The sequence below is a fragment of the Shewanella sp. 5_MG-2023 genome, assembly GCF_030547465.1.
Taxonomy (GTDB): domain Bacteria; phylum Pseudomonadota; class Gammaproteobacteria; order Enterobacterales; family Shewanellaceae; genus Shewanella.
In genome coordinates, this window is sequence record NZ_JAUORC010000002.1 from 38,229 (window position 1) to 52,930 (window position 14,702).

At 43.7% G+C, this 14,702-nt stretch carries 7 protein-coding genes; 5 read left to right on the forward strand and 2 right to left on the reverse strand.

The genetic code is table 11. From position 1 onward, the window contains the following. Positions 1-133 precede the first annotated feature (133 nt). On the reverse strand, positions 134-3,040 hold the full coding sequence (gene rapA / locus Q4557_RS01170; RefSeq protein WP_102436664.1) for an RNA polymerase-associated protein RapA: 2,907 nt from the start codon (positions 3,038-3,040) through the stop codon (positions 134-136). A gap of 367 nt (positions 3,041-3,407) precedes the next feature. Between rapA and Q4557_RS01175 the strand changes: the two genes are divergently transcribed. The 3 genes from Q4557_RS01175 (at position 3,408) to Q4557_RS01185 (ending at position 11,304) form a co-directional block, all read left to right on the forward strand. Beyond that, complete coding sequence (locus Q4557_RS01175; protein WP_102436666.1) at positions 3,408-4,802, forward strand: PhoH family protein; 1,395 nt, start codon at positions 3,408-3,410, stop codon at positions 4,800-4,802. 321 nt (positions 4,803-5,123) lie between these two features. Next, positions 5,124-8,831, forward strand: coding sequence for a response regulator (locus Q4557_RS01180; RefSeq protein WP_303410206.1), 3,708 nt, complete (start codon positions 5,124-5,126; stop codon positions 8,829-8,831). A 73-nt stretch (positions 8,832-8,904) separates the two neighbouring features. Next, positions 8,905-11,304 (forward strand): zinc-dependent metalloprotease, encoded by a 2,400-nt coding sequence (locus Q4557_RS01185; protein WP_102475357.1) that lies wholly within the window; start codon positions 8,905-8,907, stop codon positions 11,302-11,304. Positions 11,305-11,428: 124 nt separating this feature from the next. On the opposite strand, the gene Q4557_RS01190 is transcribed toward Q4557_RS01185, so the two are convergent. After that, complete coding sequence (locus tag Q4557_RS01190; protein WP_303410209.1) at positions 11,429-13,237, reverse strand: protein kinase; 1,809 nt, start codon at positions 13,235-13,237, stop codon at positions 11,429-11,431. Positions 13,238-13,513: 276 nt separating this feature from the next. Here Q4557_RS01190 and Q4557_RS01195 point away from each other — a divergent pair, with 276 nt between their 5' ends. Together Q4557_RS01195 and Q4557_RS01200 are read left to right on the forward strand one after the other, a co-directional pair. Further along, complete coding sequence (locus Q4557_RS01195) at positions 13,514-13,870, forward strand: hypothetical protein (RefSeq protein ID WP_076540594.1); 357 nt, start codon at positions 13,514-13,516, stop codon at positions 13,868-13,870. 164 nt (positions 13,871-14,034) lie between these two features. Beyond that, positions 14,035-14,694: a thiopurine S-methyltransferase gene (locus Q4557_RS01200; protein WP_102436674.1), complete on the forward strand. Its 660-nt coding sequence runs from the start codon at positions 14,035-14,037 to the stop codon at positions 14,692-14,694. The last annotated feature ends 8 nt before the right edge of the window (positions 14,695-14,702 follow it).

Here is a 14,702-nt window from a genome sequence, read left to right on the forward strand (position 1 = left end):
CGATGTCATCACTATAGACTTGTGCGCTTATGTGTATGAGCTTATGTTTACGCTAAACACTTAAAACAATGACAAAAAATAGATACAAAAAAGCCCTGAAGTTCAGGGCTTTTTGCTTCGAGTTAGCAGTGTATTATACGTGGCTAACTAATACCATTCTAATAGCGTCAAGTTGGAATTGACTATCATCAATATAGCCATTCAATTCAGCCATTTGATTGCGAATAAAGTCCACTTCAGAATCTCGAATATTCGGATTCACGGCCTTTAGCGCTTCAAGTCGGGTCAACTCACTAGTTAGCTGGGTGGTCATTTTTTCACGGGCTTGCTCAACCAGTTTGGCTAATTCAATTTCAGCCTGTTGCTGACCTTTTGCCAGTAACGGGTGCAAAATAGGTTGTGATGCATTCACAAGCTTACTGGCAATATGACGGTTAACCGCACTTAACTGTTTATCAAAGCTCTTATAATCGACTTTGTCAGCTAAGTTTTGGCCACTTTTATCCAATAACACTCGGATAGGGGTTGGTGGCATATAGCGATAAAGCTGTGATGACTTAGGTGCCGAAACATCAGCCATGTAAATTAACTCAAGGAACAAGGTTCCAGCAGGTAAGGCTTTGTTTTTAAGCACTGCAACACTGGTGGTTCCGGTTTCTGAGTCAGTGATTAAGTCTAACGCCGTTTGCACTAATGGATGCTCTTGGGAGATAAAGGCAATATCATCACGTGATAGGGCAGTTTCACGATCAAATGTCACAGAAATACCATCTTCAGGCAGACCTGGGTACGATGGGAATAGCATGTGCTCACTTGGGCGTAATACGATTGAGTTCTCGCCGCGATCTTCTTGATCCACACCGATAATGTCCCACAAGCGGATCACCGAACCAATTAAGTGGGTATCTGAGTCTCGCTCCGCTAAGCGTTCAACTAACTTTTTAGATTGCTCGCCGCCATGGGAGTTAATCTCTAACAGCTTATCGCGGCCTTGCTCCATCGCTTGCTTAAGTGCTTGGTAACGGCTTTGGGTACCGTTAAGCAGCGCTGTCATTAGCTCTGGGTTGTCATCGTTGAGTACGTTCATTAGCTCATCAGCAAATTCATTGAACAATACATGGCCACTTGGGCAGGTAAGTTCAAATGAGTTTAAGCCTTGATGATACCAATGCATCAGTCTTTCTTGGGCGGTGTCTTCAAGGTATGGCAAATGAATTTGAATATCATTTTGCTGACCAATACGATCTAATCGACCAATACGTTGCTCAAGTAAGTCAGGGTTGAGCGGTAAATCAAATAGCACTAATTGACTCGCAAATTGGAAGTTACGCCCTTCAGAGCCAATTTCAGAACAAATTAACGCCTGAGCGCCGCCTTCTTCTTGAGCAAAGTACGCGCCGGCTTTGTCACGTTCAATAATCGACATCCCTTCATGGAAAACGGTTGCCTGAATACCTTCACGGGTGCGCAGTGCTTCTTCAAGGCTTAATGCCGTTTCTGCTTGGCTAGCAATAATCAGCACTTTTTTACTGCGATTATCTTTTAAGAATTCAATTAACCAATCGACTCGCGGATCAAACTTCCACCAACTGGCACTATCGGTTTCAAAGGCTTGATACAGTTTTTCAGGGCTTAGAGATTGCTTAGCTTGATCTTGAGCTGATTTTTTCGATCCCATCATGGCATTAACGCGCTCAGCCGTGACGTATTCTTGCGGCATAGCCAGTGGATGCGGATTAAAAATACGGGTCGGGAAGCCACTGACAGAGGCGCGGCTGTTACGGTATAAAATGCGGCCAGTACCGTGACGGTCGAGTAAATCTTGTAATAACTCAGCGCGGGCAGCTTGCTGGGCGTCAGCATCGACATCATCTGCTTGGATAAGCTTAATGCTTGCGCTGATGTCTTTCTCGCTGAGTAATTCGGTTAAGCTGACAACAGCACTGTCAGCTAACTTGTCGTTGGCAGCTAATGCTTCGGCGGCCTCGGCAACGCTTTGATAGCTTTTTTCTTCTTCAAGAAACGCGTTGTAGTCGTAGAAGCGATCTGGATCCAGTAATCGTAAACGAGCAAAGTGACTTTCATGGCCTAATTGATCTGGCGTTGCCGTGAGCAATAACACTCCAGGCACTTCTTCACTTAAGGCTTCTACGATTTGATAAGCGCGACTTGGGGCGGTTTCGCTCCACTCAAGGTGATGGGCTTCATCCACTACCATTAAGTCCCAATCGGCATCGACAGCTTGTTCTAAACGGCGCTTTTTACGTAATAGTTCTAATGAACAAATGACTAATTGTTCAGTGTAAAAAGGGTTGTCGTTATCGGCATAGGCTTCAACGCAGCGATCTTCATCGAAAATAGAAAAACGTAAGTTAAAGCGGCGCAGCATTTCAACTAACCACTGATGGCGCAAAGTGTCAGGCACAATCACTAAGATACGTTCAGCACGGCCAGTCAATAATTGTTGATGGATAATAAGGCCAGCTTCAATGGTTTTACCCAAACCTACTTCATCGGCTAAAAGTACTCTAGGGGCATAGCGACGACCGACTTCATGGGCAATCCACTGTTGATGTGGAATTAAACCAACACGTGGGCCTTGTTGCCCAAGCAAATCTGAGGTGGCAAGTTTATGGCGTAGCATTTGGCTTTGGTAACGAATACCAAAGCGCTCTAGACGATCAATTTGACCGGCAAATAATCTGTCTTGTGGTTTATTAAAACGAATGTTGTGGTTTAGTAAGGTTTCACGCAGACGTACCGTCTCGTTGGTCTCACTGTGGATACCAACATAGGTGACTAAACCATCTTTTTCTTCGACTTCACTGATGGTTAGGCTCCAGCCTTCATGGCTTTCTACGGAGTCACCGGGATTAAAAATTACACGAGTTAATGGCGCTTCACTGCGGGAGAACAAACGGTTCTCATCGGCGGCAGGAAACAATACTGTCACCATACGGCCTTCAACAGCAACCACAGTTCCTAAACCAAGTTCTGACTCGGTATCACTAATCCAGCGTTGACCTAAAGAAAACGGCATTTTTTACTCTCATTCGGGACGGATAAACACAAAGGGCGCGTATGTTATACCAAACGCTACTCAATTTAAATTCTAGCAGTGATTTAAATATTCATCTGAAGGAATTTCACTTTTACGCCAGCGAATTTTTGACATCTTAGTGTCATCTTGGTGTCATCTTGGTGTCATCTCAGTGCCAACTTTAACAACTTAAACTCGAACCTTTAATCAATAAAATGATATTGAGACTTGATATAATTACTGGCATAGTAAATTTAAGTTTGGTTGAAAATCAATCATGATGATTCGATTAATCCAGCTTATGAACAGGAGTTTATATTGCTTTAATCCCATAGTTACATTTTGTATTGAGCACTCTGGAGGCGCCATGGAACGAGACGACAGAAAGTTGTTTGTACTGGATACCAATGTGTTACTACATGAACCTTTAGCGATATATTCGTTTAAAGAACATGACGTAATAATTCCCATGACTGTGTTAGAAGAATTAGACAATATAAAGGATAGAAAGCACGATATTAGCCGTGATGCCCGGGTCGCGATTAGGGCATTGGAAGACATACTTGGCGGTAAGACCTCGCCGGAACAAATTCTAAACGGCGTTGCACTCCCAAGCCGCGAAGGACATTTAGACGTATCAGGTAGTTTATCTATTTTCCCCGACCATCAAATCGACTTTATCATTGGCGCTCTGCCAGGCGATAATAACGATAATCGTATTATTAACACCGCACTTCATCTACAAAATCTGCATCAGCCTCGTCAGGTCGTATTAGTCACCAAAGACATTAATATGCGCCTTAAAGCTAAAGGGGCGGGTATTGAGCGAGTTGAAGACTATCGCACCGATCAGTTAATTGATGATATTCGCTTTTTGGCGAAAGGCTTTTATCAGTTTGACGGTGATTTTTGGGACAAGGTGGATAAAGTCTCTACTGATAGAGAAGCTGGCAAAGTCGTCCATCAGGTGGATATCGATGCCGTAGGTAACGAGCCCTTCTACAGTAATCAATACCTTATCGATGAAACCTCTGATTTTTGCGGCAAGGTTGCCAGCAAAACCGCAACACATCTTAATATCATCGATTATGGCCGCGAAAGGCTTAATCATTTGCAAGCTTGGGGTGTTAAACCTAAGAATATTTATCAGGGGATGGCGTTAAATGCTTTGCTAGATCCAGATATTGACTTAGTGATCCTCACCGGCCCCGCCGGTTGTGGTAAAACCTTAATTGCCATGGCGGCTGCGCTTGAGCTGGTGGTTGAGCAAAACCAGTACGAAAAAGTCATTGTAACCCGTAACACCCCTGAAATTGCCGAGTCCATCGGTTTTTTACCTGGCACCGAAGAGGAAAAAATGGCGCCCTGGCTTGCGGCAATTACTGATACCCTTGAGGTGCTGCATAAAAATGATGTTAACCCCACCGGCAGCATGAACTACATCATGGAGAAGGCGAACGTGCAGTTTAAATCGATTAACTTTATGCGTGGCCGCTCGATTCAAAATTCAGTGGTCATTTTAGATGAATGCCAAAACCTGACCGCATCACAAATCAAAACCATGATCACCCGCATGGGCGAGGGCACCAAACTAGTGTGTTGTGGTAACTTGGCGCAAATAGACTCAACCTATTTGACGGCGGTGACATCAGGTTTAACCTATATTGTGGAGCGTTTTAAAGACTTTGACGGCAGTGCCAATATTTACCTTAATGGTGTGGTGCGATCTCGCTTAGCAGAGTTTGCTGAAGAGAACTTATAAGCACTTCTGCTTTAAAGTACCGTTTATGGCTACCTGTTAGGTGGCCATTTTTTATTTTTAAGCAATCTGTTTCAACGAGCTCTTTTAACGCGCCTTTTATGTAAGCGGCCAGTTTACGGGTTATTGCCAAGAATAATGGTCAGATTTTTGCTATGTTTTTAGTGGAATGGAGTGAAAAATAAATTAGTCATGTTTTGTGAACATTTATTCGTGTGCTTGCGAATATGTTCCTGATAATATGCATAAATAGACATTATTAGCGTACCTCCTTTTTTACCTTATTAAATATCTACGCTGCTAAGAAAAGCCAAAGGGTTTTCAATGAAATCGACCGAGCCAGAATTACAATTAAAATCGCTTATTCAAAGAAAGTATAACCGAGCCGTTTTTTATACTTATATTGGTGTAATTGTTATGGCACTTTTATCGGCATGGGTATTGTTTGAGCGTGAAAAAACCCAGCTAATTAAAGAGCGTGAAGAGCAAGTATTGCGTCATGTCTTGCAAATTGATTTACTGCTGGAGTCGAGTATCCGTGCAGTAAAAAGCTTACGTAACGTCGCCGTAGATAACTTACGTTTAGGCGAGTTAGTCCGTAAAGATCGCTTACCTCAATACGAAAAATTCAATGAAGATGGTCAATTTTTTACCTTAGAGCCAAGTTATGCCACTAGTGGTGAGCCCTTTACCAATATGGGGCGCATTACCGGTATGGGTACCCTTGATGGCCGCAGCGACAGGTTTTATCAAGAATTAGAAATGCTATTTGAGCTGTCGTTGTCTTTCCCTGTTGCGAAAGAGGCCGCCCCTAAAGCTTCTTCGATTTATTACATATCCAAACAAAGGATCATGTCGTCATTTCCGTGGACCAATGACGAGTACCGTTTTCGAGAAGAGCTGCTTAATAAAAAACAATTCCAACTTGCTACTCCTGCCATGAATCCGCAGCGCAGTGTTTTTTGGCGTGAAGCTTATGTAGATTTAGCCGATCAAGGTTTGTTAACCACCCTAGGTCTGCCAGTATATCTTGAAGATGAGTTTATTGGTTCAATCAATTTAGACATGACTTTGGCATCGTTAGCTAAGCAAATGCGGATGTATTTTAAAATGCCGGGTACAGTGATTTTGCTGGATCAATATAACAATATATTGTCCCACAGTGATTTTGAAGCCAGCGATATGAACCGGGTTTATCATATCAGTCAGCGCATTCCGTCAGAGCTGCATTCTTTGCCTGAATCTGAAATGTTCGATGCCCATGATGGCATACTGCGCAACGGCTACTATATTCACTCAGTCGCGCTGCAAAACCCGCCATGGCGCTTGCTATATCTGCAAGATGAAGACCTGTTATTCCAAGACGCTTGGGATAAGTTAAAAGTGAGTTTCTTACTGGTGGTTTTCGCCTTGTCAGTGCTGGTGACCATTGTTCACTGGCAAACTCGCCGCTCATTCGTTAACCCTGCCTCACGTTTATTGACCCATTTGGAAGAGTGTTCTCGCGAGCCTAAATCGCCACCTGAAAAAATCACTGAAGGTTGGGAGCCGTGGTTCTTGCTGGTGAGTCGTATTTTTGAAGAGAACAAACAATATACCGGTCATCTAGCCGAGCAAAATAAACGTCTGGATAACTTAGTCGCAAGGCGCACCCAACGTTTGCGCGATACTACTGAGCGCCGAGAACGTGAGTTTGCACTATTACGCTCATTGATTGACTCAATCCCAGAGGCGATTGTTTACAAAGATAAAGAAGGTAAGTATTTAGGCTGTAATAAATCGGCTGAGTACATGCTGGGCTGCAAAGAAAGTGACATGATCGGGCAATTGTCCCTTGATACCAGTTACGATCAAGGCGTGCGTAGCCGCGAAGAAGATCAAAAAGTATTAACCGAACGCTCACTGATGCGTTATCAAGAAAAAGCCGATATTGGTGGTAAAACGGTACTGCTCGATACCTTAAAACTGCCATTTTATAACCGCCGCGGCGAGTTATTAGGGCTTATTTCAGTATGGCGTGATGTCACCCGTGAATATGAATCGGCTGAGCAATTACGATTATCTGAAGAGCGTTACCATTTAGCCATGGATGCAGTAGAAGATGGCTTGTGGGATTGGTATTTAGATTCAGAGCAGCTGATTTGTAACCCCGCATTTTATTCAATGCTAGGTTATAAGCCGAACGAATTTCCAGCGCTTATTTCAGCAACGGATGCACTTATTCACCCAGACGATCGCATGCGAGTCGAAGAGTATCGAAGTGCATATGCGCTAAAGCCCAAAGGAACCTATGAGATTGAATACCGTATGCGCTCTAAATCTGGAAAGTATCATTGGGTGCTGTCTCGGGGCCGAGCAGTGGAGTTTGCTGCCGATGGTCAGTCTAAGCGAATGCTGGGTACGCATAAAGATATTACCCGCCAAAAGAGTAACGAAGTGGCCTTGCTTGAAGCTAAGCAAGATGCTGAGTTAGCCAACATGTATAAGAGTGAATTCTTGGCCAATATGAGCCATGAAATTCGTACACCGATGAATGCCATTATCGGTATGTTGCAATTGGCGCTGCGAACTCAGTTAACCGCTCAGCAAAAAGATTATTTAAATAAAGCGGGATTCTCTGCTCAGTCATTACTGCGCATTATTAATGATATTTTGGATTTCTCTAAAATTGAAGCGGGTAAATTAGAGCTTGAAAGGGTGTCATTCCCACTGGATAAAGTGCTTGATCATGTCATTGATATGAATGCGCAAAAGGCTCAAGAAAAAGGCGTTGAGTTACTACTATATGCCCCGGTTACCGCTGGGCTAATTCTCAGTGGTGACCCTCTGCGTTTAGGGCAAATTTTAGTTAACTTATTATCTAACGCGGTTAAATTTACTCAAAATGGTGAGATTGAACTGGGCTGTGAAGATGTAGGCGAGCGAGATCACCGTATTACCCTTAAGTTTTGGGTACGCGATACCGGTATTGGTATTAGCCAAGAGCAACAAGCGAACTTGTTTGATGCCTTCTCCCAAGCTGATGGTTCTACCACTCGAAAATATGGTGGTACCGGATTAGGCCTGTCTATTAGTAAGCATTTAGTCTCGCTGATGGGCGGCACCATGGCCGTTGAATCAGAGCCCAATCAAGGGAGTACTTTCAGCTTTACCATTAGTTTTGAAATTGCTGAAGAAAATGTGGTTGAGCCATTGGTGGTGCCAAAGCAGTTAAATAACTTAACTACCTTAGTGGTGGATGATAACCCAAGTGCTTTGCAGATATATTCCACCTTGATGCGCGACTTTAGCTTTGGGGTGAAAACCGCGCAAAGTGGTGCACAGGCACTAGATGTTTTAGCCCACAGCCCAATAGATTTATTATTACTTGATTGGATGATGCCTGAAATGGGCGGCGGCGATGTGATTAATATCATTGATGAAATGGTTGCTGATGGGCGGATTAAAAAGCGTCCGGTGATTATTTTAATGACCGCTTATAGTGCTGAGCCGTTAGAGGCCGAGTTTGATGTCAGTCGTGTGTTTGCTGTTTTGCAAAAGCCTTTTAAAGCATCAGCCTTGTTTGATGAGATTATTGGCGCCTTTGCCGCTGAGCCTCAATTGAATGTAGCGCCTGTGGTTGAAGAGGATTCCGAAGCTGCCAAACAAACCGGATTAGTCTTGCTGGTTGAAGATAACTTTATTAATCAGCAGGTAGCCACCGAGCTACTTAAAAGCGCCGGTTATGAAGTTGAAGTGGCTGATAATGGTCAAATAGCACTAGATATGATCGATACTCGTCCGTTTGATGCCGTATTGATGGATATTCAAATGCCGGTCATGGATGGCTTGACTACTGCCAGAGAATTACGTAAGCGTTACACTACAGAGCAAATGCCGATTATTGCCATGACGGCCCACGCCATGTCTGGTGACAGAGAGAAAAGTATTCAAGCGGGCATGAATGCCCATATCACCAAGCCGATAGTATTAAATGAATTGTTTGATACCTTAGAGCATTGGATTGACTATAAAAATCAGCAGCAAAAATAACAACAATAATGGCGTCAGTTAAGTCGCCAATAATAACAATTAACCTGAGCACAACAACAAGGGAGAGTGTTGAATGGATCGTAAAAGTATGGCGCTTGCTTCAGTCATGGCATTAACGCCAGTACTCATGGCAACCCCAATTATGACTTACGCTGCGACCTCAGCGGCGCAGAAAGTGATAAAGCAAAGTGACAAAGCCCAAGGGTTTATCAACTTTTATTTCCAAAATAGCTCTGGGGAATTGTTTTTAGAAGCAAACCGACTCAATGAGCCCTTTTTACTGATCAGCAGTTTACCCCATGGCGTTGGTTCTAATGATATAGGCCTAGACCGAGGCCAGCTCGGGCAAACACGCATGGTGCAATTTGAGCGCCACGGTCCTTATATTCTGCTTAAACAGTTAAATACCTTTTATCGGGCATCAAGCGATAACCCAGCGGAACAGCTAGCGGTCAAAGAGGCGTTTGCTGAATCGGTATTATGGCGCGGTAAAGTGGTCGAAGGTAAAACGCCGCTAGTTGCGGTTAATGATCTAATGATTAATGATTTACATGGGGTTTCTCAGCGTTTAGCTGACACTAAGCAAGGCAGTTATACCTTGGATAAATCCCGCTCAGTTATCTTACCCCAAGGAGTTAAGTCATTTGAGCAAAATGCCGATGTCGATGTTTTACTGACTTTCAATAGCGCTAAAGCTGGCGAATTTGTTAAGCAGGTGACTCCAGATGGCAAGTTTGTTTCAGTGCGAATGCGCTACTCTTTTGTGGCCTTGCCAGAAGCGGGTTATCAGCCCCGCGCTTATCAGCCGATGAGTGGTTATTTATCAGATGAGTATTTTGATTACTCTGCGCCTATCGACTCGCCAGTAAGCAAACAATATCTTTTACGTCATCGACTTGAAAAAGTCACCCCAGGAATTGCTCCTAGTGAAGTGGTTAAACCGATTACTTATTATCTTGATCCTGGCGTGCCAGAGCCTATTCGCTCAGCATTACTCGATGGTGGCCGCTGGTGGGAAGAAGCCTTTAATGAAGCAGGCTTTATTAATGGTTTTAAGCTGGAGATATTACCAGAAGATGCCGACCCACAAGATATTCGTTATAACATGATCCAATGGGTGCATCGTGCGACTCGCGGCTGGTCTTATGGCGCGTCAATTAAAGATCCGCGCACCGGTGAGATCATTAAAGGCCATGTCACCCTTGGGAGTTTGCGGGTTAAACAAGACCATCTTATTGCTCGCGGTTTAACCGCAGGTTGGCAAGACCGAGATGCCGCTGCTGAGGCATCAATGGCCTTAGCATTGGCGCGTATACGCCAATTGTCAGCTCACGAGATTGGCCATACCTTGGGGCTAGATCATAACTTTGCCGCCTCAACCAATGACAATGCTTCGGTGATGGATTATCCCCATCCCAACATTACCCTTAAAGGGGATCAAGTTGATATTTCAGCGCCATACGTTGAAGGCATTGGTGAGTGGGACAAGTTTACTATTGCTTACGGCTATGGCGATAAAGCTAATGCTGACGAGCTAGTGAAACAAGCCAGAACAGCAGGATTGCGTTACATTGGTGAAGCAGATTCCCGCTCAGCATCAGCAAGCCATGCCTATGCAAGTTTATGGGATAACGGTAACTCTGCAGCAGCGGAACTAACACGATTAGAGCAAGTGCGCCGCAAGGCAATTGAGCAGTTTAATGCCAATGCCTTACTGCAAGAGCAGCCACTAGGTGAACTTGCCGATGTGTTTGTGCCAATTTACTTACTGACCCGTTTTCAAGTGGATGCCGCAGCGAAGTGGATTGGTGGCAGTGATTATAGCTATCAGCAGCATGGCTCAGCTGAGCGCTGGCATTATTTATCGCCCAAGTTACAAACTGAAGCCTTAAGCTCTTTATTAGCGCTACTATCGGCTGAAAGCTTAGCAGTACCGACTGAAGTCACTGAGTTATTAGTGCCTAAAGCAGGTAATTACCGCAAAACCCGAGAAAGCTTTGATTCTGGCATTGGGGTGTTAACCGACCCCATAGGAATGGCAGAGGTGATGAGCCGCCATGTGGTAAGCCGAATATTAGTTCCAGAAAGATTAAACCGTGTCAATCAAGGCTTTATGGATGATTCAGAGCAGTTATCTGTGGTGAGTCTCATCGATAAGTTATTGGCGAAAACGCTTTTTCAAGATTTACAGCGTGGGCAGTTGTTAGCTGTGCAGATGCGTGTCAATACCGTGGTATTAGATGAGTTACTATCTAGCTACCATAACGACAACACCTCAGCTGAAGTAAAAGCGCAATTGTTAGCGCGCTTAACGTATGCCGAGAAGCAATTAAAGCGCCGTAGCAATCGCGCCAGTAATTATCAAGCTGCCCATTTTGAATGGTTATTGCAAGGTTTAGCCAAAGGGCTTGAGTCAGCGGAGTATCGCTTTATTGCCAAACCTCTAATGATGCCACCGGGTTCGCCAATTTAGTTTTTTGCTATGAACTGCTCGTTATAAGTGCGTGGCTAAAAATGCCCTGTTAAGCCGGTATGCTCGGACTAACAGGGCTTTTTATTGGCAGTAATTTAGCCGATGAGATGACATCTGCAGATAATCACTCTGCTATTTGCTTTGGATTTTTAGGGTAAAAATGATCCGCTTTATGATCAATATGGGAAAACTGACGGGTATTTTTATAAGGCAGTTTCATAAAACCTGAGACCCCATGGCCTTGAATCTTACTGGCATGAAATAAGATTCTATCCAGAGAAGCTCTAAAAGCTGCTTGTTTTCTCGGGTTTAATAAGCGCAAATAACTGTGTATTTTTAGATGGTTAGGTAAGGCTTCAAAAATAATACAGCCGGTATGATGAATTTGGTTTATCCAACCCAGTTCTGTCATGATCTCGGTGGGCAGCTCAAGGTTCTCTTCAGGATCTTTACCATCTTCAAAGTAAGAATGTAGCCGCGAACGGCCTTCTGATGCGGGCACATCACCCACTTCAAAACTTAATTGCGCATCGTTGACCATTTTATATGGCTCAGATGGATTGTTTCGCTCTAAATGTAAGGTGTCTTTAGCGTTAAAAAAGCAGGCTTTAAATACCCCGATACGTCGAATGCCGCGGGCTAAGGTCACCATATTATTGACCGCTTGGATTAACACTTCCTTAGTGTCGGGGTCATAAATAGCAAGGTTAGAGTCGATATAGACGCCGCTTTTACGCCAATGAATGGCAAGGCCTCCCACAATCGGGTATTGGGCTAATTTACCCACTGCGGCAATAAAGCCTTTTTCAGTGTCACCCATGCCCGCAAGAAAATTACGGTAATATTTTTCTAATTGAATATCATCCATCTTCGTAATGGGGTCTTGGGTGTTATGTTCCTTTAAAAATGATTTTCTGGAACTGTAACTCACGGTTTCGACTTGTTTTTGCTTTGGTAAAACCCACAGTGGTATATCTTCAATTAACGGCTGAGCCCCAAGGTGTGGCAAGTGCATACGGTGATTGTGGCGCATGCTCTTTAAAAAATAATCACCGGCTAAATTACGTCTGCTGGGGTCATCGCTAAGCATGCCATCTAAAGTGCGGGCCAGCTCAATGGGTAAACCTAAACTACTGGCGGTGATCACTTTACTGCCAAAGCGGCTAATTTGCCCTGATGCCAGTGCGTATAAGGTGGCTGCCACCCCTTGCTCATCAAATCTTGGACTGGATAACGCCCCATTAAGCTGATCTTCACCGATAAAGTACACATCGCCCATTCTGGCGTTGGTGTGTTGTTGATCGCTCGACATCAAGGACATCACATTGTCTTCAACCGAGTTATTATGCTCATCACGTTGGGCAAACACCGCCGAGCCCCAATCAATGAGTGATAAATGGTCGTTTTCAATGTTATACACTAAATTTGATGGCTTAATATCGCCATGGACTAAGCATTTACCTGTGCGCAGGTAGTACAATAAATTGGCCAATTGCCGTGCAATGCTGATGATCATGGCTATGGGTAACGTCCCCATTCGGTGACAGATTTTATCGAGATCTTCACCTTTGGCTCGCTCCATGACCATAATGCCTTGCTTGCCGACCCGCTCAAATTTGATGGCGTTAGGGACATTAGGGTGCACTAATTGACTGAGCATGAAGGCTTCTTCTTCAAGTCTATCTTGCACGCTTCGTGGCAGGGTAATGCGGGAAAACTTAAACACATGGGATTGGCTAATATCATTGATACCCGCAAACACAAAGCCATAGGCACCTTTGCCGATAAACTCGATATCATGATAACCAAGCTTGCTTAGTTGCTGTTTACATAAACGGATCCAGGCTCGATGCTTACGGGCATCTTCAGCCTTGAGCAGGTAAACTGATTGCTCTTCATTGATATAAAAATGCTGTAACTGCGGTGTTTGCAAAATTAACTTCCTATGTACCAAGGTGCCTGTTGAGTGTATTGGTATTGGCTTATCTCATAAACTCATATTTACACATTGCTGGCAAGCTATTGGATTGATTGAGCCGATTTTTTTTCTGTTTTAGCCTTTATAAAGCAAATTAACCTCACCTAGATCTCAAACCGACCTATCGTAAAAATTAGCTGTTGTAAACTTTGACGTGAGTCAAATTGTTTTGTGCGTTAGGTAGGTAGTATTTAAGTAAGTAAAAATATTCGGTTTAATCAAGGAGTGCTTATGCCTACCATTAACAAAGCGGATTTAATTTCACTATTTCCTTTTCCACGGCAACGTATTTTACAGTCGATGGAAGTTACTCACTGTCCACATGCGGTGTTTTATAATGCCAGTGATGAGCAATGTACTACTTGTCATCAGGGCGAAGAGTGCATTTGGATGAATCATAATGATGAACTGGTGGCCCTTGAGAAAAAATCAGTGGAAGATCTGAAACAACAGTTGTTGATTGCGGTGGACTTTATTGACTCGAATTTGAGCCCACATCATTTATCACGTCGTAATTGTCAATGTGATAACTGCAAGTGGCTTAAAAAAGTTCAGCATGTGCTTCAAGGTAAAGCTGAACAAGAGTAGCAGACATTGCCATTACTGTTGCTTTATAGCTTAGGTTTAGTCAATCAAAGTTGTCGTTTGTCGGGTTCAAACTGTGGTTTACGGGTTTAAGCTTTTTAGTGTTGCATCTCACTTTTAGAGTGATTAGAGTTAGACGCATTATTTACTGACTTGAGTTTATCTACATGGAAGCGAGTTTTTGGCATGAGAAGTGGCAGTTACAACAAATCGGTTTTCATCAGCCGCAAGTGAATCCATTTTTAGTAAAGTATTGGTCTACACTTGCCGTCGATAACAGCGCAGAGGTGTTTGTACCTTTATGTGGCAAGTCATTAGACATGTGTTACCTTGCAGAGCAAGGCCATGATGTTGTTGGCTGTGAGCTAAGCCAAACCGCTGTTGAGGACTTTTTTAGCGACAATAATTTGCCTGTGAGCATGACTTCGCAAGCTGAGCATCAATTTTTTTGCGCTGATCAAGTAACCCTTATTCAAGGTGATATTTTTACCCTACCATTAACGGCGACAAAGTCGATTCAGGCTTTTTACGATCGCGCCGCCTTAATTGCTTGGCCAGAGCAAATGCGCCAGCAATATGCACAACAGCTTGCCAAGTTAATTCCGGCTAAAGTTAAAGGGTTATTGATTACCTTAGATTACCCACAAGCCGAGCTTAATGGCCCGCCATTTGCGGTGAGCCCGCAGTGGATTGAACAATACCTGGCGCCATATTTCGAGATTGAATTACTCGAGTGCGCTGATGTACTAGCGGATAACCCTCGATTTTTAAATAAGAATGTCTCTTGGCTAAATGAAGCGGCTTATTTGTTAACCCGCAAGTCTTAATAAATTTT